Genomic DNA, 23,394 nt, shown 5'->3' on the forward strand with positions numbered 1-23,394 from the left:
ATGTGGGAGCGGCCTTGCGCCGCGAAGCGCCGCGCGGGCGGCGCTCGATCTCACAGGCGCCAGAAAAATCAGGCCATGCACTTCAAGACCAGCGCCCGATCCTCAATCCCTGAGCAACTCCCGCAACGCCGCCCTGGCCGCCGGCGTGCGCAAGCACTCGATAAACAACTGGCTCTCCCGCTCCACAGTCGCCTCCAGCGCCTCGCGCAGCCCATCCTTGAGCAGGCGCTTGCTGACCCGCAACGCTTCCTGCGGATAACCCTGCAGGCGCCGCGCCAGTTGCCGTGCAGCCCCCAGGCACTGCTCGCCATCGTCATGCAGCTCATTGGCCAACCCCCAGGCTACCGCCTGCTCGCCATCGAGCAGCTCGTTGGCCATCAGCAAGCGGGCGGCGCGGGCATGCCCGAGCATACGCGGCAGCAACAGGCTGGAACCAAACTCCGGGCATACTCCCAGCGGCGCAAACGGCATGCGCAGCTTCACCGAACGGCTGACCAGTACCTGGTCGCAATGCAGCAGCAGGGTGGCACCGATGCCGATCGCCGCGCCACTGACCGCAGCGATCAGCGGCTTTTCCAGGCCCATGACAATGCGCATCAGGCGGAACACCGGGCTGTCCCTGTCGCAGGGCGGGTTGTCGAGGAAATCGCGCAGGTCGTTGCCGGCGCTGAAGCAGTGCGCGCCGCCGGTGATGAGGATCGCCTCCACCTGCGGGTCTTCACCCGCCGCCAGCAGCAGGTCGCCAAACTGGCGGTACATGGCGATGTTCAGGGCATTGAGCTTGTCGGGGCGGTTGAAGGTCAGGGTCAGCAGGCCCTGGTCCAGTTCGCGTGTGATCAGGTCGTTCATGGCAGCCGCTTTTGTTGTTGTGGGTGAGCCCGGCAACAGGGTAACCGCCGGGCAGTGGCCATCAGGGTTTATCATGGCGTTCGGCTTGTTGTACAGTCGTTCAGCCCCGTCAACCGCCCGAGAACCGCCGATGAGCCAGGAAGCCCGCTACCACCGCATGCTGCCGCAATTGCGCAAGGCCAACCTGGTCGAAGCGACCTTGGTCTGCCTCAAACGCCATGGTTTCCAGGGGGCCTCGATCCGCAAGATTTCCGCCGAGGCCGGGGTGTCGGTGGGGCTGATCAGCCACCATTACGCCGGCAAGGACGAACTGGTGGCCGAAGCCTACATGGCGGTCACCGGGCGGGTCATGGGCCTGTTGCGCGAAGCCATGGCCCAGGCCGCGCCCACGGCCCGCGAGCGGCTGTCGGCGTTCTTCCGCGCCTCGTTCTGCGCCGAACTGCTCGACCCGCAGCTGCTCGATGCCTGGCTAGCGTTCTGGGGCGCCGTCAAGACCGCCGAGGCGATCAACCAGGTGCATGAACACTCGTATGGCGAATACCGCAACGAGCTGAGCCGGCTGCTTGCCACGCTGGCCGTGGAAGAGGGCTGGCAGGGCTTTGACGCCGACCTGGCGGCGATCAGCCTGAGCGCCTTGCTCGATGGCCTGTGGCTCGAATCGGGCCTGAACCCCGGCACCTTCACCCCGGCCCAGGGTGTGCAGATCTGCGAGGCCTGGGTCGATGGCCTGCAGGCCGGTGGGCGGCAACGCTTCCGCCTGCCCGAGGGCTGTTGATCGCCCGTTCAGTAACGAGTACGCTGCTGTCGCGAGTGTGTAGACCAAACCAATAAAAAAAGAGACGACACGCAATGACGCCTCGGGTATTGATCGTCGATGACGATCCGCTTATTCGTGACTTGCTGCAGGCCTATCTGTCCCAGGAAGGCTACGACGTGCACTGTGCCGACACCGCCGAAAAGGCCGAGGCGCTGCTTGGCAGCCGCGACGTCGACCTGGTGCTGCTGGACATCCGCTTGCCCGGCAAGGACGGCCTGACCCTGACCCGCGAGCTGCGGGTGCGCTCGGAGGTCGGCATCATCCTCATCACCGGGCGCAACGACGACATCGACCGCATCGTCGGCCTGGAGTGCGGCGCCGACGACTACATCATGAAACCGCTCAACCCCCGTGAGCTGGTGTCGCGCGCCAAAAACCTGATTCGCCGCGTGCGCCATGCCCGCGAGGTGCACCCAACCCCCGCCTGCGCACAATCGCTGAAGCAGTTTGCCGACTGGGCGCTGGACACTGACCGCCGGCGCCTGATCGACCCCCGTGGCGGGCAAACCTTGCTGACCCACGGCGAGTTCCAGTTGCTCAGCGTGTTTCTGCGCAACAGTGGCCATACCTTGAGCCGCGACCAGCTGATGGACCAGATTCGCAACCGTGAGTGGATGCCCAACGACCGTTCCATCGACGTGCTGGTCGGCCGCCTGCGCCGCAAGCTGCACGACGACCCGGCCGAGCCGCAGTTGATCATCACCATCCATGGCACCGGTTACCTGTTCACTGCCAGCGTGGCGGCGTGAACACCCTTGGCAGCCTGCTCGCCCTGGCCTTGCTGCTGCCAGGCGTGCAGGCCGCAGCGGCCGAGCCGGTGCGCTACTGCGACTACCCGGTATACCCGCCGATTTCCTGGAGCGATGGCCACCAGGTGCGCGGCCTGGCGCCAACGGTGGTCCGTGAGCTGTTCGCGCGGATGGGCCGAGACGTGCAGACCGTGGTGCTGGGCAACTGGAAGCGTTGCCTGATGGACGTTGCCGCCGGGCGGGTGGATGTGGTGCTGGCCTACGACAGCGACCAACGTGACCAGGGCATGCGGTTTTCTTCGGTGCCGGTGATCCGTGAGGAAGTGGCGGTGTTTTACAACCGCCATCGACCCGTGCAGTTCGAGCACCTGGAAGACCTGGCCCGGTACCGTGGCGGGTTGCTCTACGGTGAAAGCTATGGCGCCGAATTCGACCGTTTCGTCGCCCGTCACCAGAACATCGAGCGGGTCTCGTCCAGCCAGCAGAACTTCGGCAAGCTGATCCGTGGGCGCATCGACTTCGTGATTCAGGAGCGGCGCACCGGGGAGCTGTTCATCGAGCACCTGCCCGGCGCCGAAGACATCCGCGCCTTGCCCGCCGCCCTGAGCGTGGACTACCTGCGCGTTGCGGTGTCGCGGCAATCACCGTTGAGCCAGCACATGGACGAGATCGACCGTCAACTGCAGCGCATGCGCGAGGCCGGCGAGATCGACCGTTGGCTGGAGCAGAGCGAAGTGACCTACCGCGACATGATCGACCTGCCGGCGGACGCGCGATGATCCGCCTGCGCACCGATGGTCTGCTGCGGCGCCTGCTGTTGTTCATCCTGCTGTTCAGCCTGTGCTTCACCGTGCTGGCCAGCTCCGTGCAGTTGTACTTCGAATACCGCCGTGAGATGCGTGATATTGAAGCGCGCATGGCGTTGATCCGTGCCGGTTACCTGGCAAGCCTCGAGCGCAGCCTGTGGGACCTCGACGAAGCGCAACTGGATGTGCAGTTGCGTGGCCTGGTGGACTTTTCCGATGTGGCCCGGGTACGCCTGGTCAGCGATGACTTCACCCTGTTGCGCGGTGATGCCGAGCCCAAGGGGCCCCTGCGCATCGAGCGCTTCCCCCTGGATTACCAGCCGCCCTCGGGGCCGGCGCGGCACCTTGGCGAACTGGAGGTCAGCATCGACCTGGGCGCGGTGCACCGGCGGCTGTATGCCACAGGCCTGGCCAGCCTGCTGTGGATGGGCGTTTTCCTGTGTGGCCTGGCCGTCGCGCTGTCGGGGTTGTTCTACCGCCTAGTGACGCGCCATTTGCAAGTGATGGCCGAATTTGCCCGGCGCATCGGTGCCGGGCATTGGCAGCAGCCGCTGCGCCTGGACCGGCGCCGCTCGGCGCGCCCGGACGAAATCGACACCGTGGCCCATGCGCTGGACGATATGCGCCGAGCCATCCTCAGCGACATCGAGCGCCGCGAGCTCGACCGCCTGGCGCTGCAGGGCAAGCGCGATGAGCTGCAGGCCATGGTCGAGCGGCGCACGGCGAGCCTGGCCCGGGCCAAGGACGAGGCTGAAGCCGCCAACCTGGCCAAGTCGCGCTTTCTGGCGACCATGAGCCATGAGTTGCGCACGCCGCTCAACGGCATTCTGGGCATGGCCGAACTGCTGCGTGGCGCCAGGCTCGACGCTACCCACCGGCAACGCCTGGAAGCCTTGTACAAGGCCGGCGAAGGGCTGCTGGCCATTCTTGACGAGGTGCTTTGCTTTGCCCGCCTGGAAGAGGGTGAAAGCCACGCCGAAACGCTGGCTTTCTCGCTGCGCCAGCTGTGCGGGGAGGTGCTGGCATTGCTCGAACCCATGGCCCTGGAGCGTGGCGATACGCTGCACGTGGCGATCGACGGGCAGTTGGCCGAGCACCAGCACGGCGCCGAGCAGTACTTGCGCCAGGTGCTGAGCAACCTGCTGGCCAACGCCATCAAGTTCACCGAGCACGGCCAGGTCACGCTGAGGGTGCAGGTGCTGGCCAGCGATGAACGCGGGCAGCGGCTGCGGGTGTCGGTCAGTGACAATGGCATCGGCATCGAACCGGCCATGCAGGCGAAGATCTTCGACCGCTTTATCCAGGCCAGCGAAGCCGTGGCCCGGCGTTACGGGGGCACCGGCCTGGGCCTGGCGATCTGCAAGCACCTGGTGGAAAAGCTGGGCGGGTGCATAGGCCTGGACAGCGTGCCAGGGCAGGGCAGTTGCTTCTGGTTCGAGCTCGACATGGCGCGTGGGCAGCCTGCCGTCGCCCGTGAGCACGCTCACGTGGCCTCGGCCAGCCTGGATATCCTGGTGGTCGAGGACGTGGCGCTGAACCGCGAGGTGGTGGGCGGCTTGCTGGCCCGCGATGGCCACCGGGTGTGCTTTGCCGAGGACGCCGAGCAAGCCCTGCAAGCCTGTGCCCAGCAGCGGTTCGGCCTGATCCTGCTGGACGTGCACTTGCCCGGCATGAACGGTGTGGCGTTGTGCCGGCGTATCCGCGCTACCCCAGGGCCAAACCGTGACAGCCGCATCCTGGCGCTGACCGCCGGGGTGCAGCCAGCGCAGGTGCCCGGTTACCTGGCCGCCGGCATGCAGGGGGTACTGGCCAAGCCGCTGCGGCTGGGCCAGCTGCGCCAGGCCTTGGCCGAGGCGGCGCCTGCCGAGGTGGCTGCGCCTGCCGATGGCTTGGGCATGGACTGGTCGCTGCTGCAAACCCACCGCAGCTTGCTCGGTGAGCAGAAGCTTCAGGACCTGCTGGCGGTGTTGCGCCAGTCGCTCGAACAACACGCGACCGCGTTGGCCGATGCCCTGCAGGCCATGGACTGCACAGAGGTGTCGCACCTTGCGCACCGCCTGGCGGGCAGTTGCGATTCCCTGGGTTTTGCCGGCCTGGCGGCGCTGTTGCGCCGCCTTGAGGCGGCAGCGCAGCGTCACGACGTGCAGGCGCTGCTGGCGCTCGGCGAGCCGCTGACAGCCCAGCTGGAACACGCCCGCACGACCCTGCAACAGCTGACCCAGCGCTGACATACAAAAAACTTACGACTTTTTACATCTTCGAGCGGTTCGTACAACGGCACCTTACATCCGTTTCCAATAATCGATGGCAACCGTGTTGCACGCGGTCCATGAGGCTTATTGGAGATAACAATAATGACATGCCGTAGCGCTCAGCCCCTCCTCGAACCAACGCTTGTACGCGGCGCGCCCGCGTTGCCACGCACCCCCTGCAACGGTGGGGTGCGCCATGACTGACACCCACGAAGGCAAGATCCAGCTCACCCGCGCGCTGAAAAGCCGGCACATCTTCATGCTGTCGCTGGGCGGTGTGATCGGCACCGGTCTGTTCATGGGCTCGGGCGTGACCATCAACCAGGGCGGGCCGATGGGCGCGATCCTGGCCTACCTGGTGGCGGGGCTGTTGATGTACCTGGTGATGGTCTGCCTGGGCGAGCTGTCGGTGCAGATGCCGGTCTCCGGTTCGTTCCAGGCTCACGCCACCAAGTTCATCGGCCCGGCCACCGGCTTCATGATCGGCTGGGTGTACTGGATGAGCTGGGCCACCACCGTGGGCCTGGAGTTCACCGCTGCAGGCATGTTGATGACCCGCTGGTTCCCCGAGGTGCCGATCTGGTACTGGTCGGCGTTGTTCGTGGTCGTGCTGTTCGGCCTCAATGCCTTGGCCACGCGGGCCTTTGGCGAGGCGGAGTACTGGTTCTCGGGGATCAAGGTGGCGACCATCCTCGGCTTCATCGTGATCGGCCTGCTGGTGATCTTTGGCGCCATCCCGCTGAACAGCGGGGCGCCGGCGCCGATGCTGAACAACCTGATGGGCGAGTCGGTGTTCCCCCACGGGCTGTCGGCGGTGTTCGCGGTGATGATGACCGTGGTGTATGCCTTCCAGGGCTGCGAAATCATGGGCGTGGCGGCCGGCGAGACCGAGCACCCGGAAAAGAGCATCCCCCGCGCCGTGCGCAACGTGGTGTTCCGCGTGCTGATCTTCTACGTGCTGGCGATTGCCGTGCTGTCAGCCATCGTGCCCTACGAGCAGGCCGGCTTGATGGAAAGCCCGTTCGTGCAGGTGTTCGACATGGTCGGCATTCCTTATGCGGCCGACCTGATGAACTTCGTCATCCTCACCGCCATCCTGTCGGTGGGCAACTCCGGGCTGTATGCCTCCACACGCATTCTCTGGGCGATGTCGAAGACGGGCATGGCGCCCAGAAGCCTGTCGCCGTTGAGCAAACGCGGTGTGCCGCTGCGTGCCCTGAGCATCACCCTGTGCTTTGCCCTGGTGTCGCTGATGACCAGCTTCATCGCCGCCGACACCTTGTTCATGGTGCTGATGGCGGTGAGTGGCATGTCTGGCACGGTGACCTGGATCGTCATCGCCCTGGCGCAGTACCGGTTCCGCAAGGCGTTTCTGCGCGATGGTGGGCAGCTGCAGGACCTCAAGTACAAGGCGCCGCTGTATCCGCTGGTGCCGCTGCTGTGCATCACCCTGTGCTGCTCGCTGTTCGTGTTCCTGGCCATGGATGAGACCCAGCGGCCGTCGTTGTATTGGGGCTTTGGCTTCATTGCCCTGTGCTATGCGGCGTATTTCGTGGTGAACCGTCGGCGCCAGGGGGCCTTGGCGCCGAGTGTGGGGTAGGGCTTGGGTCTTCCTGGGCCGCTCCTCCAACAGAACACGGTCGTCTGTAGGAGCGGCCTCGCGTCGCGAAAGGGCTGCAAAGCAGCCCCCCGCTATCTCACAGCTCACCGCAAAAACCCGAGTTGTGCAAAGTTGTAACAACCCACTCCACCTTGTTGAACACTCGTTTAGTATCGGCTCGTCAAGCCCTCCACCCCTAACAACAATACCGAGAGGCCCCCCATGACTACCCCGTCATCGTCACTGTTGAGCAAGGTCGAAGCCGGCGTTGCCTGGATCACCCTCAACCGCCCCGAACAGCGCAACGCGCTGGACATCCCCACCCTCAAGCAACTGCATGCCCTGCTGGACACCTGCAACAGCGACCCGGCTGTACGCGTGGTGGTGCTGACCGGCAGCGGGCGCAGCTTCTGCGCTGGTGCCGACCTTGCCGAGTGGGCCGAAGCCGAAGCCCGGGGCGCGCTGGAAAGCTACGGCTGGACCGAGACCGCCCATGCCCTGATGCTGCGCCTGCACACCCTCGACAAACCCACCCTCGCCGCCATCAATGGCACCGCCGTCGGCGGCGGCATGGACCTGAGCCTGTGCTGCGACCTGCGCATCGCCGCCGCCTCGGCCCGTTTCAAGGCCGGTTACACCAGCATGGCCTACAGCCCCGACGCCGGCGCCAGCTGGCACCTGCCGCGGCTGATCGGCAGCGAGCAAGCCAAACGGCTGTTGTTCCTCGATGAACTGTGGGGCGCCGACCGCGCGTTGGCGGCGGGGCTGGTGAGCGAGGTCTGCGCCGACGAGCAGTTGCCTGCAGTGGCTGCCGAACTGGCCGGCCGCCTGGCCAACGGCCCGACCTTCGCCTACGCGCAGACCAAGCGGCTGATCCGCGAGGGCGCGCAACGCACCCTGGCCGAGCAGCTCGAGGCCGAGCGCCAGGCCGGCTTGCTGTGCGGGCGTAGCCAGGACGGCGCCGAGGCGCTCAAGGCCTCGGTGCAACGCCGCCCGCCACACTTCGTTGGCCAATAACCCGTTCCCCTTCCAGGACCTTCGCAGATGAATTTCCAACTGACCCAAGAACAAGAAATGTTGGTGGAAGCGGTACGCAGCTTCGTGGCCAAGGAACTGCTGCCCCATGAAGAGGCGGTGGACCGCGCCGACGCCGTGTCGCCGGAGCTTGCCGCGCAGATCCGCGGCAAGGCCATCGCCGCCGGGTTCTACGCCTTCAACATGCCCGAGGAAGTCGGCGGCGGTGGCCTCGACTACCTGTCACAGGCACTGATCGAGCGCGAGTTGTCCAAGGTTTCCTGGGCACTGCACGTGTTCGTTGCGCGCCCCTCGAAAATTCTCATGGCCTGCAAGGACCAACAGATCACCGATTACCTGCTGCCGTGCGTGCAGGGTGAAAAGACCGATTGCTTCGCCCTGACCGAACCCGGCGCCGGCTCTGACGCCAACGCCATCAAGACCCGCGCCGTACGCCAGGGCGACGACTACGTGATCAACGGCAGCAAGCACTTCATCAGCCACGCCGGCCATGCCGACTTCGCCATCGTCTTCGCGGTCACCGACACCTACGAGCACAACGGGCGCAAACGCAATGCGGTCACCGCCTTGCTGGTCGACCGGGATACCCCCGGCATGACCATCCGCCGCGGGCCCAAGTGCGTAAGCAACCGGGGTTATCACACGTACGAGCTGTTTTTCGACGACTGCCGGGTACCGGCCAGCAAGGTGCTGGGCGAAGTCGGCAAGGGCTGGGAAGTGGCCAACGCGTGGCTTACCGCCGGCCGCGTGATGGTCGCTGCCAACTGCGTCGGCCAAGCCCAGCGCGCACTCGACGCCTCCCTGCAGTGGGCTGCCGACCGCAAGCAGTTTGGCCAACCCATCGGCAGCTATCAGGGCGTGTCGTTCAAGCTGGCCGACATGGCCACGCAGATCCGCGCCGCCGAACTGCTCACCCTGCACACCGCCTGGAAGATGGACCAAGGCAGCATGACCGATGGCGAAGCGGGCATGGCCAAACTGTTCGCCAGCGAAGTGCTGGGCAAGGTCGCCGACGAAGCCGTGCAGATTTTTGGCGGCATGGGCCTGATGGACGAAGGGCCGGTCGAACGCATCTGGCGCAACGCCCGCATCGAGCGGATCTGGGAGGGTACCTCGGAAATCCAGCGGCACATCATTGCCCGCGAACTGCTGCGCCCGTTGCTGCGTTGATCGCCCTGGAGAATCAGCATGTCGCATTCGATTCGTGACAACCTCAAGCGCCTGCTGGCGCCACGGCACCTGGCCTTCGTGGGCGGGCGCAGCATGGCCCGGGCCCTCAAGCGCTGTGCCGAAGGTGGCTTTGCCGGCCCACTGTGGCTGGTCAACCCGCAGCACGCCAGCCTCGAGGGCATCCCCTGTTTGGCGCAGGTGGCGGACTTGCCCTGCGCGCCTGACGCGGTGTTCATCGCCACCAACCGTGAGCTGACCCTGCACTGCGTCGAGGCGCTGGCCGCCCTCGGTGCCGGGGGTGCCATCTGCTATGCCTCGGGCTTTGCCGAGAGCGGCGAGCAAGGTCGCCTGCTGCAGCAGCGCTTGCTGGCGGCGGCCGGCAACATGGCCTTGCTCGGCCCCAACTGCTATGGCCTGCTCGACTACCTGCACGGTGCCGCCCTGTGGCCGGTGGCCCATGGTGGCAAGCAGGTAGAGAAGGGCGTGGCGATCCTCACCCAAAGCGGCAACTTCGCCTACAACCTGTCCATGAGCGACCGTTCGTTGCCGGTGGCTTACATGGCGTCGGTCGGCAACCAGGCGCAGTTGGGCGTGGCCGAGCTGATGGACGTGCTGCTCGACGACCCACGGGTGACCGCCATCGGCTTGCACCTCGAGGGCCTGAAAAACGTGCCCGGCTTTGCCCGCGCCGCGTACAAGGCGCTGCAGCAGGGCACGCCGATCATTGCCCTGAAGACCGGCGTGTCGCAGATCGGTGCGGAACTGGCGCTCAGCCACACCAGCTCGCTGTCTGGCTCCGATGCCCTGTATGACAGCCTGTTCCAGCGCCTGGGCGTGATTCGCGTGAGTGGCCCGGTGAGCTTCGTCGAGACGCTCAAGGCCGCCGCTTGTGGCCGCCTGCCTGGCGATGGCCGGCTGCTCGCGCTGGCCTGTTCGGGCGGTGACGCCGGTTTGATCGCCGACTACGCCGAGCGCAACCAGCTGAGCCTGCCCAGCCTGGAGCAGGGGCAGGTCGACGCGCTGGCCCACGTGCTGCCGGCCTACGCCAACCTGGTCAACCCGCTGGATTTCACCACCGCGATCTGGGGCGATGAAGCGGCCCTGCAACGCATGCTCGACAGCACCCTATGCGGCGCGGCGGATGCGGCCATGCTGGTGCTCGACTACCCGGCGCAGTTCACCGGCGAGCGCAAGGAATGCGACCTGTTGCTGGCGCTGTACTGCGATGCGCTGGAGCGCCACGGCAAGATCGGCTTCGTCACCTCGGCGTTTCCCGAGCTGTTGCCGGCAGCCGCCCGTGAACGCCTGCATGCGCGCGGCATCGCCGCGCTGCAAGGGGTTGAAGATGGCTTGGCGGCGTGGGGGCGGATTGTGGCGTATCAACGCAGCCGCCAGCGCCTGCTGGAGCAGGGCGAGGCGGCGCAGGTACCGCTGAGCCCACAGCCCCTCGAAGGCGCTGGCCGACTGCTGGATGAATGGCAGTCCAAACAAGCCCTGAGCGCCTTTGGTCTGCCGGTGCCGGCCGGGGTGCTGAGTACCCCTGAACGCGCGCTGGACGATGCTGCCGGGGTGGGCTACCCACTGGTGCTCAAGGCTGTCAGTGCGCAGTTGCCGCACAAGACCGAAGCCGGTGCGGTGGCGCTGAACCTGCGTGATGCAGCGGCGCTACAGGCCGCCCTGGTGCAGATGCGCGAGCGCATCGGCGCCTATGCGCCAGGCGTGCCGTTCGACCAGATATTGCTCGAACCCATGGCGCCGCCGCCGTTGGCCGAGCTGATCGTCGGTATCAAGCGTGAAAACGATTTCGCCCTGGCCTTGGTAATCGGCGCTGGCGGCGTGCTGGTGGAGTTGCTCAAGGACAGCGTCAGCCTGATGCTGCCGACCACCGACAGCGCCATCCGTACCGCGCTGCTGGGCCTGCGCAGCGCCAGCCTGTTGCAAGGTTTCCGTGGCCGCCCGGCGGCCGACCTGGAGGCACTGGTGGCGGCGATCCGCGCCGTGGCCGACTACGCCTGTGAAAACGCCGGGCAATTGCTGGAACTGGATGTGAACCCATTGATGGTCGGTGCCCACGGCACCACCGCGGTCGATGCGCTGATCCGCCTCGGCCAGCCGCAAGGAGATCAACATGCATGAGCGCCCGATAACTGCCGGCCAGGCGCTGGTACGGCTGCTGGCCAACTACGGGGTGGATACCGTGTTTGGTATCCCTGGGGTGCATACCCTGGAGCTGTACCGCGGCTTGCCCGGCAGTGGCATCCGCCATGTGCTGACCCGGCATGAGCAGGGCGCCGGCTTCATGGCAGATGGTTATGCCCGGGTCAGTGGCAGGCCGGGGGTGTGCTTTGTCATCACCGGCCCAGGCGTGACCAATGCCGCCACCGCCATTGGCCAGGCCTATGCCGACTCGATCCCGCTGCTGGTGATTTCCAGCGTCAACCACACGGCCAGCCTGGGCAAAGGCTGGGGCTGCCTGCATGAAACCCAGGACCAGCGCGCCATGACTGCGCCGATCACGGCGTTTTCCGCCGTGGCGCTGGGCGCCGAAGACCTGCCCGAGCTGATTGCCCGTGCCTGGGCGGTATTCGATAGCGAACGCCCGCGCCCGGTGCACATCTCGGTGCCGCTGGACGTGCTGGCCGCGCCCGTTGCCCGCGACTGGAGCGACGAGGTGGTGCGTCGGTCAGGGCGGGGCCAGCCCGACCAGGCCACGCTGGGCCAGGCCGCGCTGAAGCTGGCCGCAGCCAAACGGCCAATGATCATCGCTGGCGGCGGCGCGTTGCACGCTGCCGAACAACTTCAGCAACTGAGCACGCGCCTGGCCGCGCCGCTGTTCACCAGCGTCGCCGGCAAGGGCCTGCTGCCTCCCGAGGCGCCGCTCAATGCCGGTTCGAGCCTGTGCGTGGCGCCAGGCTGGCAACTGATCAGCGAAGCCGATGTGGTGCTGGCGGTGGGCACCGAAATGGCCGACACCGACTTCTGGCGCGAGCGCCTGCCGGTCAATGGCGAGTTGCTGCGGGTGGACATCGACCCACGCAAGTTCAACGACTTCTACCCTTGCGCCGTGGCCCTGCACGGTGATGCGCGGCAGACCCTCGACGGCTTGCTGGCGTCCTTGCCCGAGGGCGATCGCGACCCTCGTCAGGCTATCGCAACGGTGGCCGCCCTGCGCCAGGCCATCCGTGACGGGCATGCGCCGTTGCAGGCCATTCACCAGGCCATCCTCGATCGCATCGAAGCGGTGCTGCCGGATGACGCCTTCATCAGTAGCGACATGACCCAACTGGCCTACACCGGCAACTACGCCTTTGCCAGCCGGGCGCCGCGCAGCTGGCTGCACCCCACCGGTTACGGCACCCTCGGCTACGGCCTGCCGGCAGGTATCGGCGGCATGTTCGCCACTGACCACCGCCCCGGCCTGGTGCTGGTCGGCGACGGCGGTTTCCTCTATACCGCCCAGGAGCTGGCCACCGCCGTCGAGGAACTGGACCGGCCGCTGGTGGTGCTGCTGTGGAACAACGATGCCCTCGGGCAGATCCGTGACGACATGCTTGGCCTGGACATCGAGCCGGTTGGCGTGCTGCCGCGCAACCCCGACTTTATCGGCCTGGCCCGCGCTTTTGGCTGCGCAGTGCGCCAGCCGCGCGACCTGGATGCCTTGCAGGCAGACCTGGCCTGCGGCTTCGCCACGACAGGCGTGACCTTTATCGAACTCAAACATACCTGCGTCTGCTGACAGCGGCGCATTACCCATGACAAGAGAAACCCCAATGTCATTTCGCCGCACGCTTCTGGCTGCTTCCCTGGCCCTGCTGATCACCGGCCAGGCCCCGCTGTATGCCGCACCACCGCTGTCGATGGACAACGGCAGCAACGCCCTGACCGTGCAAAACAGCAATGCCTGGGTCGAGGTCAGCGCAAGCGCCCTGAAACACAACATCCGCACCCTGCAAGCGGAGCTGGGTGGCAAGTCCAAGCTGTGCGCCGTGCTCAAGGCCGATGCCTACGGCCACGGCATCGGCCTGGTGATGCCCTCGGTCATTGCCCTTGGCGTGCCCTGCGTGGCGGTGGCCAGCAACGAGGAAGCCCGCGTGGTGAGGGCCAGCGGCTTTACCGGGCAACTGGTGCGGGTGCGCCTGGCCAGCCTGAGCGAGCTGGAAGATGCCTTGCAATACGACATGGAAGAACTGGTCGGCAGCGCCGAATTCGCCCGCCAGGCCGACGCCATCGCCGAGCGCCATGGCAAGACCTTGCGTATTCACCTGGCGCTCAATTCCCGCGGCATGAGCCGCAACGGGGTAGAGATGGCCAGTTGGAGCGGGCGCGGTGAAGCGCTGCAGATCACCGACCAGAAGCACCTGAAGCTGGTGGCGTTGATGACCCACTTCGCTGTGGAAGACAAGGACGATGTACGCAAGGGCCTGGCAGCGTTCAACCAGCAGGCCGACTGGCTGATCAAGCATGCCAAGCTCGACCGCAGCCAGCTGACCCTGCACGCGGCCAACTCCTTCGCCACCCTGGAGGTGCCCGAGGCGCGCCTGGACATGGTCCGCACCGGCGGTGCGCTGTTCGGCGACACCGTGCCGACCCGCACCGAGTACCAGCGCGCCATGCAGTTCAAGTCGCGGGTGGCCGCCGTGCACAGCTACCCGGCCGGCAACACTGTCGGCTATGACCGCACCTTCACCTTGGCGCGTGACGCGCGCCTGGCCAATATCACCGTCGGCTACTCTGACGGCTACCGCCGGGTATTCACCAACAAGGGCCATGTGCTGATCAACGGCCACCGCGTGCCGGTGGTGGGCAAGGTGTCGATGAACACCTTGATGGTCGATGTCACCGACTTCCCCGACGTCAAGAACGGCAACGAGGTGGTGCTGTTCGGCAAGCAGGCCGGGGGTGAGATCACCCAGGGCGAAATGGAAGATATCAACGGTGCATTGCTGGCTGACCTGTACACCGTGTGGGGCAGCTCAAACCCGAAGATTCTCGTCGACTGACCCCGTACTGAAAGGAGACTGCCATGCAATACGCCAAGCTGACTCAACGTATCGCCGGCGACGGCGCCGCCGCCTGGGACATCCACTACCGCGCCCTGGCGCTGCAGGCCGAGGGCAAGGACATCCTGCTGCTGTCGGTGGGGGACCCGGACTTCGACACCCCGGCCCCCATCGTCGAGGCTGCCATCGACAGCCTGCGAGCAGGCCATACCCATTACGCCGATGTGCGCGGCAAGCTCGCCCTGCGCCAGGCCATCGCCGATCGCCACCGGCAACGCAGCGGCCAGGCCGTCAGTGCCGAGCAGGTCACGGTGCTGGCGGGTGCGCAGTGTGCGTTGTTCTGCGTGGCCCAGTGCGTGCTCGACCCCGGCGACGAGGTGATTGTCGCCGAGCCCATGTACGTCACCTACGAGGCGGTGTTCGGTGCCTGCGGCGCCAAAGTGGTACCGGTGCCGGTCAAGCCGGAGAACGGTTTTCGGGTGTGCCCGCAGGACGTCGCGGCGCGCATCACCCCGCGTACCCGCGCCCTGGCCCTGAACAGCCCGCACAACCCCTCGGGTGCAAGCTTGCCGCGCGCGACCTGGGAGGCACTGGCAGCGCTGTGCATCGCCCACGACCTGTGGCTGATCTCTGACGAGGTGTACAGCGAGCTGCTGTACGACGGCGAGCATGTCAGCCCTGGCAGCCTGCCGGGCATGGCCGAGCGCACCGCGACCCTCAACAGCTTGTCGAAATCCCACGCCATGACGGGCTGGCGGGTGGGCTGGGTAGTGAGCTCGCCTGAGCTGGCCACGCACCTGGAAAACCTGGCCCTGTGCATGCTGTATGGCTCGCCGGACTTTATCCAGGACGCCGCCGTGGTGGCCTTGACCCAGCCGATGCCAGCACTGGAGGCCATGCGCGACGCCTATCGCCAGCGGCGCGACCTGGTGTGCGAACACTTGGCGGGTTGCCCGGGCGTCAAGGCCCTGAAACCCGATGGCGGCATGTTCGTGATGGTCGATATTCGCGCAACCGGCCTCAGCGCGCAGGCCTTTGCCGACCGCCTGCTGGACCGCGAAGGTGTGTCGGTGCTGGCCGGCGAGGCCTTTGGCCCCAGCGCCGCCGGGCACATTCGCCTGGGGCTGGTGGTGGGCCCCGAGGCGCTGGTCGATGCCTGCCGGCGCATTGCCCGTTGTGCCCAGGCACTGATGCAACAGCAGGCCCCTGCGTGAGTAGGCGCGGCTGTATCGAGTGTTGCGCCGTCGCTGACGCATCCCGTTTTGTGTGAGGAGAAACGTTGTGAATGTACTGATCGTCCACGCTCACCCCGAGCCACAATCCTTCACCGCAGCCCTGCGTGACCAGGCCGTGGCCACCTTTCGCGACCAGGGCCACCCGGTGCAGGTCAGCGACCTGTACGCCATGGGCTGGAACCCGGTAGCCAGTGCTGATGATTTTGCCGAGCGCGAGAACCCCGAGTACCTGGTCTATGCCCTGGAGCAGCGCCTAGGGGTCAAGAGCGGCGCTATCGCTGCGGATATCCAGCTAGAGCTGGACAAGCTGTTATGGGCGGACCTGCTGGTGCTGAACTTCCCGATCTTCTGGTTCTCGGCGCCGGCCATGCTCAAGGGCTGGATCGACCGGGTGCTGGTGTCGGGCGTGTGCTATGGCGGCAAGCGCTTCTACGATCAGGGCGGGCTGGCTGGCAAGAAGGCGCTGGTGACGGTGACCCTGGGCGGGCGTGAGCACATGTTTGGCGAAGGGGCGATTCACGGGCCGCTCGAGGACATGTTGCGGCCGATTCTGCGGGGGACGCTGGCCTATGTCGGGTTCGAGGTGCTGCCACCGTTCGTGGCCTGGCACGTGCCGTACATCAGCGCCGAGGCCCGCCAGGGGTTTTTGCAGCAATACCAGCAGCGTCTGGAGCAGTTGGCAGACGACCAGCCGCTGGTATTCCCGCGCTTGGCGCAGTTCGATGAGGCGTTGTATCCGCTGAGGTAACGCAGTTGTGTATGTGTGTGTAGGAGCGGCCTTGCGTCGCGAAAGGGCTGCGCAGCGGCCCCCGGATATGTGCGGTGACGCTGAAATCGAGGGGCCGCTACGCAGCCCTTTCGCGACGCAAGGCCGCTCCTACAAACGGCCACCCACACATTCGGGGTATGTTGCCCTCAAGCAAATCCCCCGATAGTGAACCCATCGGCTCGATCCGGAGCAGTCACACGATGGAGTTGCTATGCGCAAGGCACTGAAGGTGATTGGCGGTCTGCTGCTGGCGTCGGCCGCCACGCAGGCACTGGCAGTGGAGGAGGGCAGCGCGAACACGCTAAGGCTGTACAACTGGACCGACTACATCGGCGAGACCACCCTGGCCGACTTCGAGAAGGCCACCGGCATCAAGGTCGTCTACGACACCTTCGATGGCTACGAGACCGTCCAGACCAAACTGCTGACCGGCCGCTCCGGCTATGACCTGGTGATGCTCAACGCTTCCCTGGTCCCCCCCTTGATCCAGGCTGGCGTGTTCCAGGCGTTGGACAAGCAGCAACTGCCCAGCTGGCACAACCTGGATGAGCAGGTGGTCAGCAACCTGCAAGGGTACGACCCGGGGCTGAAATACTCGGCACCCTACACCTGGGGCAGTTCAGGCATCACCTACAACGTCGACAAGATCACCGCACGCATGCCCGATGCACCGATCGGCTCGCTGGCCATGCTGTTCGACCCCAAGATCGTCTCGCGCTTCGCCGACTGCGGCGTCACCTTGATGGACGCGCCGACCGAGGTGATCCCGCTGGCCCTGCAGTACCTGGGCAAGGACCCACGCAGCGCAGCGCCGGCCGACCTCAAGGCTGCCGAGCAACTGCTGATGGGCATTCGCCCGTACATCCGCAAGTTCGATTCGGTCAACTACCTCACCAGCCTGCCCAATGGCGATGTCTGCCTGGCACTGACCTGGTCAGGTGACTACGCCACTGCCCAGGCCCGTGCGGTAGAAGCGAAGAAGGCCATCAAGCTGTCGTTCTTCATCCCCCAGGAAGGCTCGCTGATCTGGTTCGACAACCTGTACATCCCCAAGGACGCGCCGCACGCGGCCAACGCGCACCGCTTCATCGAGTTTTTGCTGCAGCCGCAAACCATGGCCAAGGTCACCGACTACATCCACTACGCCAACAGCAATGCCGCTGCCACGGCGTTGGTACAGGCCGACATCCGCCAGGACCCGGCGATCTACCCCGATGCCAAGACCCGCGAACGCCTGTTCGCGCAGAAGACCCAGAGCCCCAAGGACATGCGCGCCATCACCCGGGTCTGGAGCACGGTCAAGACCGGTTTCTGAACACTGCCAACCGATTCCCGCCAAGGAGCTGCCCATGGCCACCCCAAGCAAAGCATTCGCCATCGCCCACGACCCACTGGTGGACGCCGACAAGGCCCACTACATGCACGGCTACCATGTGTTCGACGAGCACCGCGAACAGGGCGCGCTGAATATCGTCGAAGGTGAAGGCGCCTACATTCGCGATACCCACGGCAACCGTTTCCTCGATGCGGTCGGCGGCATGTGGTGCACCAATATCGGCCTGGGCCGCGAAGAGATGGCCCTGGCCATCGCCGACCAGGTACGCAAGCTGGCCTACTCCAATCCGTTTTCCGACATGGCCAACGACGTCGCCATCGCGCTGTGCCAGAAGCTTGCGCAACTGGCGCCGGGCGACCTCGATCACGTGTTCCTCACCACCGGTGGCTCCACTGCCGTCGACACTGCCTACCGGCTGATCCAGTACTACCAGAACTGCCGTGGCAAGCCGCACAAAAAGCACGTGATCGCCCGTTACAACGCCTATCACGGCTCCACCACGCTGACCATGGCGATCGGCAACAAGGCGGCCGACCGCGTGCCCGAGTTCGACTACGCCCATGAACTGATCCACCACGTTTCCAACCCCAACGTGTACCGTGCGCCGGACGACATGGACGAGGTCGAGTTCCTCGACTTTCTGGTGGCCGAGTTCGAAGACAAGATCCTTTCCCTGGGCGCCGACAACGTAGCCGCGTTCTTTGCCGAGCCGATCATGGGTTCGGGCGGGGTGATCATCCCGCCCAAGGGCTACTTCGAGCGCATGTGGCAGGTGTGTCAGACCTACGACATTCTGTTCGTCGCCGACGAAGTGGTGACCTCGTTCGGTCGCCTGGGCACCTTCTTCGCTAGCGAGGAGCTGTTCGGGGTAACCCCGGATATCATCACCACCGCCAAAGGCCTGACCTCGGCCTACCTGCCGCTGGGTGCGTGCATCTTCTCGGAGCGGATCTGGCAGGTGATCGCCGAGCCAGGCAAGGGCCGCTGCTTCACCCACGGCTTCACCTACAGCGGGCACCCGGTGTGCTGCACAGCGGCCCTGAAGAACATCGAGATCATCGAGCGCGAGCAGTTGCTGGCGCACGTCAAGGATGTTGGCAGCTACCTGGAACAACGGCTGCACACCCTGCGCGACCTGCCCTTGGTCGGGGATGTGCGCTGCATGAAGTTGATGGCCTGTGTCGAGTTCGTTGCCGATAAAACCAGCAAGGCGTTGTTCCCCGACGCGGTCAACATCGGAGAGCGTATCCATAGCAAAGCCCAGGCCAGGGGGTTGCTGGTTCGGCCGATCATGCACCTGAACGTGATGTCGCCGCCGTTGATCATCACGCACGCGCAAGTGGATGAAATCGTCGAAACCTTGCGCCAGTGCATCATCGAAACGGCGCGTGAGCTCACCGCGCAAGGGCTGTACCAAGGCCGATGAGCCTGGCGCAAAGGGCTGTGCGTGGGCGTACCTGGCAGGCTAGACTGCCGGGCATGACCCAAGCCTCTCCCGACACACCGCTCACCCTTTCGCTGGGGGCACTGCAGCAGTGGCATGCGGCGCTGCAGCGTGCCCTGAGCCACAGCGAAACGGCCGAAGCCCTGCACTACGTCGCTGCCGCGATTGGCGAACTGGTGCAGGTGGAGTCGATGATGATCAGCCTCGAATGCCAGGGGCAGGCACCGCGGCTGCTGTATCAGCAGGGCATCCCCGAAGTGCACCGTGCTGCGGTGCTGGAGCGCTATTTCGCCGCCGGCTATCTGCTCGACCCCTTTTGCCTGGCCGTGCAGAGAGGCCTGGCCGAGGGGTTCTATCACCTCGAAGAAATCGCCCCGGACCACTTCTTCGACAGCGACTACTACAAGGCCTATTACCTGGGCACCGGCTGCAGCGAAGACAGCTACTACATCGTCGACCTCAGCCAGGAACGCAAGTTGTCCTTCAGCCTGTTCCAGGGGTGCAGTGGCACGCGCTTGAGCAGCGGGCAGATCGACTTGCTGCGGGCGGTCGAGCCGATGGTGCGCGAAGTGCTGGGGCGTTATGCCCGTTACAACCTTGAAGCCGCCACGGCTTCGGCCGAACGCGGCAGCGTTCAGGCGGCGTTCGAGAGTTTTGGTTGCCAGGTGCTTACCGATCGGGAGCGAGAGGTGGCGCACATGATCTTGCGGGGGCATTCGGTGAAGTCCACGGCGGTGCAGCTGGGGATTTCACCGGAGACGGTGCGGATGCACCGCAAGAACCTGTATCTGAAGCTTGAGATCAATTCACAGTCGGAGTTGTTTGCGCGCTTTATCGACTGGTTACGGCAGGGGGCGGTTGCGAGCTGATAAGTGTATTACGTGAGGTTTGTGGCGCCTATGAGATCGAGCGCCGCCCGCGCGGCGCTCGATCTCATAGGCGCCACAAACCTCACGTCAAACACCTGGCAGCCCTCACAAACCCATCAGCTTCGCCTCCAGCGCCGCAATGTGCGCCTGCAACCGCTCATGCTCCTGCCGCTCGGCGGTGATGTCTTCAAACACGCTGATCAGGTGCTCCGGCTCACCGTTGTCGCGGCGCTGCAGCGAGGTGCGGGCGCGCACCCAGATGTATTCGCCGCTCTTGTGGCGCACGCGTTTTTCCACCTCGTAGCGCTCGGTTTCACCCGCCAGCATGCGCGCCAGCAATTGCAGGTTCAGCGCCAGGTCGTCGGCATGGGTGATGTGCTGGAAGGTCATGGCGTACAGCTCTTCGGCGCGGTAGCCGAGCATCTCGCAGAGGCTGTTGTTGACCCGCTGCCAGGTGCCGTCCGGGTCGATGTAGGCAAGGGCACCCCAGGCCAGCTCGAAGATCGCGCGAAAGCGTTCTTCGCTGTTGCGCAACGCCTGCTGGGCAACCTGGCGCTCGGTGTTGTCCATGCTGATGCCGACCATCTTCACCGAGCGCCCGGCGCTGTCGCGTACCACCGTGGCGCGGGAGGAAATCCAGCGCACTTCACCCTCAGGCCGGGTGATACGGAAATCACACTCGCAGCCACTGCCCTCGGCGACGGCCTGGGCGTACATCGCCTGCATGTGCGCCACGTCTTCATCTGGCAGATGGCGCCAGAAGTCTTCGTTGCGGTGCACTGGCCAGCCATACACCTGTTCGACGTTTGGCGAATAGGTGACCTCGTCGCTGATCAGGTTCCATTCCCAGGTCACGATACGCGCACCTTCCTGGGCCAGTTTCATGCGTGTTTCGCTTTCCATGATTTCGGCGGTGTAGCGCCTGCGCAGGTCGGTCATCGGCAACTCGACCACCTGTGGCTGCTGGATGTTCTGCAAGGCTTCGTCGCCATAGCGCAGCCAGATCCAGTTGACCTTGAGAAAGTCGGCCAATTTACGCAGGTTGTCGTAGTCGATCTCCCCGCCGCGGGTCCATTTGTGCACCGCCGTGCGGGAAATACCCAGGGCCGTGCCCACGGCTTGCAGGGTCAGCTTGTGATGCTCGAGCAGTTCCTTGAGGCGAAAGGCAAAGCTGTTTTCCAACATCGGCAGGGTGTCCTGATCGGGGCCAAGAGCCTGCCAGTATACTCAAGCTGTCAACTTTTGGTTGACGGTGAAACCCTGCGGCCCCGATCGCGCGTTACAGGTCCAGCACCAGGCGTGCCGAGCGTGCCCGCGACACACACAGCATGATGCTCTGTTGGGCGGCCTTTTCGTCATCGCTCAGGTACTGGTCGAAGTGCTCGGCTTCGCCTTCCAGGATGGCGGTTTCGCAGGTGCCGCAGACGCCTTCGCGGCACAGGCATTCGACCTTGGCGGCCTTGGACTTCTCGATGGCCTGAAGAATGGTCATGCCTTCTTCCACCTGCAACTCGATGCCCGACTGCGCCAGCACCACGGTGAATGCCGAACCGGTCACCGGGGCTGCGGCAAACTGCTCCCAATGCACGCGTTGCTCGGCAATGCCGGCCTTGGCGGCGCAGGCGATGACTGCATCGATCAGTGGTTTGGGGCCGCACACGTACAGGTGCGCGGACGCATCCAGGCCCGCGCACAAGGCCGCCAGGTCAAGCTTGCGATCGAGGCTATCGATGTAGAAGTGGGTGTTGTCGGCATGCGGGCCGTTGGCCAGCTGGGCCTGGAACGCGCCATGTTCCGGGGCGCGGAAGGCGTAGTGCAGTTCGTAGTCGGCGGCGCCGCCTTCGAGCTCGTGCAGTTGTGCCAGGAAGGGGGTAATGCCGATGCCGCCGGCAATCAGCACATGGCGGCCGGCCGCTGGGTCCAGGGCGAACAGGTTGTTGGGCGAGGAGATGGTCAGGCGGGTGCCGACCTGCACCTGCTGGTGCATGAACGCCGAGCCGCCCTTGGATTGTTCTTCCAGGCGCACGCCAATCTGGTAGCTGCGGGTATCGCGCGGGTCGCTCATCAACGAGTAGGCGTTGCTGAACTGGCTGCCGTCGGCACCCTGCATCTGCACGATGACATGGCTGCCACCGGTGAAGGCCGGCATCGCCGCGCCATCTTCGCGGGCCAGGGTAAAGCGCTTGATCAGCGGCGTGGCCTGTTCCACTTCGGTCACGCACACGCTGAACATTTCATATTTGTTGGCCATGGTTCACCTCGACTGCCAGGGTGCGCGGCAGGCCGTGCCGCGCACCAGTACGTGCAAATGACTCAAGCGGTAGCGATCAATCGTCGAGGTGGGCCACGGCGATCAGGTTGTGGAAGTGGGCAATGCCGTGCTCGCTCATGCCGCTGCGCTCGCGGTCGGCCATGATCCGGCCCTGGCCACGGTAGCCGCGGGATTTCAGGCCCTTCTGCACGCTTTCGACCAGGCGCAGGTCTTCTGGGCGGAACACTTCGCGGTACCAGTCGATCAGCTTCTGCTGTTCCTCGGTGATGTCCGTGTTGAGGAAGTAGATGTCGTAGTGCTGCAGGGTCGTTTCCGCATCCACCGGGAACTCGTAGATCACGGTCATGAAGTTGGCCCCTGGCGGCACGTTGAACATGGTGCACGGCCAGGCCCAGAAGCCGGCGAAGGACGGGTCTTTCACGCTTTCATCGAAGGTGAACGACTGCTCCGACGGTTTTGCCAGGCCGTACTGCAGGGTCCAGTTGCCATGCATGCTGTGGCTGTACTGGCCGACGTCTACCGAATCGGAGAAGCCGGGGTGGGCAGGGGCGCAGTGGTAGCACTCAAGGTAGTTGTCGACGATCGACTTCCAGTTGGCCGGGGTGTCGCTGACGAAACGTGCGGCCAGGTGCAGGTCGTCGATCACGCCACAGGCTTCACGCATGCGCGCTTGCAGGCCCGGCAGCTGGTCTTCGACCGAGCCTGCGTCCATGTCCATGTTGATGAAGATGAAGCCTGCGTATTCTTCGACGCGCAGCTGCACCAGGGTGGAGTTCTCTTTGTCGAAGTTCACCACGTTGTCGCAGTTACGGGCGTGGGCGAGCTCGCCGTCGAGCTTGAAGGTCCAGGCGTGGTACGGGCAGGTGATGACGTTCTTGGCCTTGCCGCTGCCGCTGAGCAGCTGGTGGCCGCGGTGCGGGCAGACGTTGTAGAACGCGCGCAGCACGCTGTCACGACCGCGCACCACGATGATGCTCTCGCCAATCACTTCGCGGGTGATGTAGGCATTGTTCTGCGCCACTTCGCTGCGGTGGCCGACACAGATCCAGCTGCGCGCGAAGATGGCTTCCTTCTCGTGCTCGAAAACCGAGGCCTGGGTGTAGAAGCTGGCAGGGATAGTGAACGCCTCTTCGGCGTTCGCACAGAAATCGGCGGGCAGGCGTTTGAAGTCATTCATGACGGGATCTCACA

Annotated in this window: 19 protein-coding genes; 15 read left to right on the forward strand and 4 right to left on the reverse strand. The window is 65.1% G+C overall.

Features of this window, described 5'->3' with window-relative positions; translation table 11 throughout:
- Positions 1–102: 102 nt before the first annotated feature.
- Positions 103–849 (reverse strand): enoyl-CoA hydratase, encoded by a 747-nt coding sequence (locus HU770_RS25295; RefSeq protein ID WP_186666180.1) that lies wholly within the window; start codon positions 847–849, stop codon positions 103–105.
- A 130-nt stretch (positions 850–979) separates the two neighbouring features.
- On the opposite strand from HU770_RS25295, the gene HU770_RS25300 reads away from it, so the two are divergent.
- The 15 genes from HU770_RS25300 (at position 980) to HU770_RS25370 (ending at position 19,931) form a co-directional block, all read left to right on the forward strand.
- A complete protein-coding gene (locus HU770_RS25300; RefSeq protein ID WP_033698782.1) occupies positions 980–1,624 on the forward strand; it encodes a TetR family transcriptional regulator C-terminal domain-containing protein in 645 nt (214 codons plus the stop codon).
- A gap of 74 nt (positions 1,625–1,698) precedes the next feature.
- Entirely contained in the window at positions 1,699–2,415 is a 717-nt protein-coding gene (locus HU770_RS25305) for a response regulator (protein WP_186666182.1), read from the forward strand.
- Positions 2,412–3,194: a transporter substrate-binding domain-containing protein gene (locus tag HU770_RS25310; RefSeq protein WP_186659903.1), complete on the forward strand. Its 783-nt coding sequence runs from the start codon at positions 2,412–2,414 to the stop codon at positions 3,192–3,194. The genes HU770_RS25305 and HU770_RS25310 overlap by 4 nt, the downstream gene beginning before the upstream one ends.
- Entirely contained in the window at positions 3,191–5,449 is a 2,259-nt protein-coding gene (locus HU770_RS25315) for an ATP-binding protein (protein ID WP_186666184.1), read from the forward strand. Before HU770_RS25310 ends, HU770_RS25315 begins: the two co-directional genes overlap by 4 nt.
- Positions 5,450–5,669: 220 nt before the next feature.
- On the forward strand, positions 5,670–7,073 hold the full coding sequence (locus HU770_RS25320) for an amino acid permease (RefSeq protein WP_047580965.1): 1,404 nt from the start codon (positions 5,670–5,672) through the stop codon (positions 7,071–7,073).
- 222 nt (positions 7,074–7,295) lie between these two features.
- Positions 7,296–8,090, forward strand: coding sequence for an enoyl-CoA hydratase/isomerase family protein (locus HU770_RS25325; protein WP_033698775.1), 795 nt, complete (start codon positions 7,296–7,298; stop codon positions 8,088–8,090).
- Positions 8,091–8,117: 27 nt separating this feature from the next.
- A complete protein-coding gene (locus tag HU770_RS25330; RefSeq protein WP_186659908.1) occupies positions 8,118–9,278 on the forward strand; it encodes an acyl-CoA dehydrogenase family protein in 1,161 nt (386 codons plus the stop codon).
- Between the two features lie 18 nt (positions 9,279–9,296).
- On the forward strand, positions 9,297–11,414 hold the full coding sequence (locus tag HU770_RS25335; protein WP_186666186.1) for an acetate--CoA ligase family protein: 2,118 nt from the start codon (positions 9,297–9,299) through the stop codon (positions 11,412–11,414).
- Positions 11,407–13,014: a 5-guanidino-2-oxopentanoate decarboxylase gene (locus tag HU770_RS25340; RefSeq protein WP_186666188.1), complete on the forward strand. Its 1,608-nt coding sequence runs from the start codon at positions 11,407–11,409 to the stop codon at positions 13,012–13,014. The genes HU770_RS25335 and HU770_RS25340 overlap by 8 nt, the downstream gene beginning before the upstream one ends.
- A 34-nt stretch (positions 13,015–13,048) precedes the next feature.
- Positions 13,049–14,278: an alanine racemase gene (gene alr / locus HU770_RS25345; protein WP_186666190.1), complete on the forward strand. Its 1,230-nt coding sequence runs from the start codon at positions 13,049–13,051 to the stop codon at positions 14,276–14,278.
- Positions 14,279–14,301: 23 nt separating this feature from the next.
- The gene (locus HU770_RS25350) at positions 14,302–15,492 is read left to right on the forward strand and encodes a pyridoxal phosphate-dependent aminotransferase (RefSeq protein ID WP_186659916.1); all 1,191 of its coding nucleotides are present in this window, start codon (positions 14,302–14,304) and stop codon (positions 15,490–15,492) included.
- Positions 15,493–15,559: 67 nt separating this feature from the next.
- Entirely contained in the window at positions 15,560–16,261 is a 702-nt protein-coding gene (locus tag HU770_RS25355) for an NAD(P)H-dependent oxidoreductase (protein WP_186666193.1), read from the forward strand.
- Between the two features lie 232 nt (positions 16,262–16,493).
- Positions 16,494–17,597 carry a polyamine ABC transporter substrate-binding protein gene (locus tag HU770_RS25360; protein ID WP_033698767.1) on the forward strand — a complete coding sequence of 368 codons (1,104 nt, stop codon included), beginning with the start codon at positions 16,494–16,496 and terminating at the stop codon, positions 17,595–17,597.
- A gap of 34 nt (positions 17,598–17,631) precedes the next feature.
- Positions 17,632–19,044, forward strand: coding sequence for an aminotransferase (locus tag HU770_RS25365; RefSeq protein ID WP_186666195.1), 1,413 nt, complete (start codon positions 17,632–17,634; stop codon positions 19,042–19,044).
- Between the two features lie 53 nt (positions 19,045–19,097).
- Complete coding sequence (locus HU770_RS25370) at positions 19,098–19,931, forward strand: helix-turn-helix transcriptional regulator (RefSeq protein ID WP_186666197.1); 834 nt, start codon at positions 19,098–19,100, stop codon at positions 19,929–19,931.
- Positions 19,932–20,036: 105 nt separating this feature from the next.
- On the opposite strand, the gene HU770_RS25375 is transcribed toward HU770_RS25370, so the two are convergent.
- The 3 genes from HU770_RS25375 to HU770_RS25385 all read right to left on the reverse strand — a co-directional run bounded on the left by HU770_RS25375 (position 20,037) and on the right by HU770_RS25385 (position 23,380).
- The gene (locus HU770_RS25375) at positions 20,037–21,116 is read right to left on the reverse strand and encodes a helix-turn-helix transcriptional regulator (RefSeq protein WP_186659924.1); all 1,080 of its coding nucleotides are present in this window, start codon (positions 21,114–21,116) and stop codon (positions 20,037–20,039) included.
- A gap of 94 nt (positions 21,117–21,210) precedes the next feature.
- On the reverse strand, positions 21,211–22,182 hold the full coding sequence (locus HU770_RS25380) for a PDR/VanB family oxidoreductase (protein WP_186659926.1): 972 nt from the start codon (positions 22,180–22,182) through the stop codon (positions 21,211–21,213).
- Between the two features lie 76 nt (positions 22,183–22,258).
- Positions 22,259–23,380, reverse strand: coding sequence for a ring-hydroxylating oxygenase subunit alpha (locus tag HU770_RS25385; protein WP_186659935.1), 1,122 nt, complete (start codon positions 23,378–23,380; stop codon positions 22,259–22,261).
- Between the last annotated feature and the right edge of the window lie 14 nt (positions 23,381–23,394).

This window comes from Pseudomonas sp. SWRI68 (assembly GCF_014269165.1).
GTDB classification, from domain to species: Bacteria; Pseudomonadota; Gammaproteobacteria; order Pseudomonadales; family Pseudomonadaceae; genus Aquipseudomonas; species Aquipseudomonas capeferrum.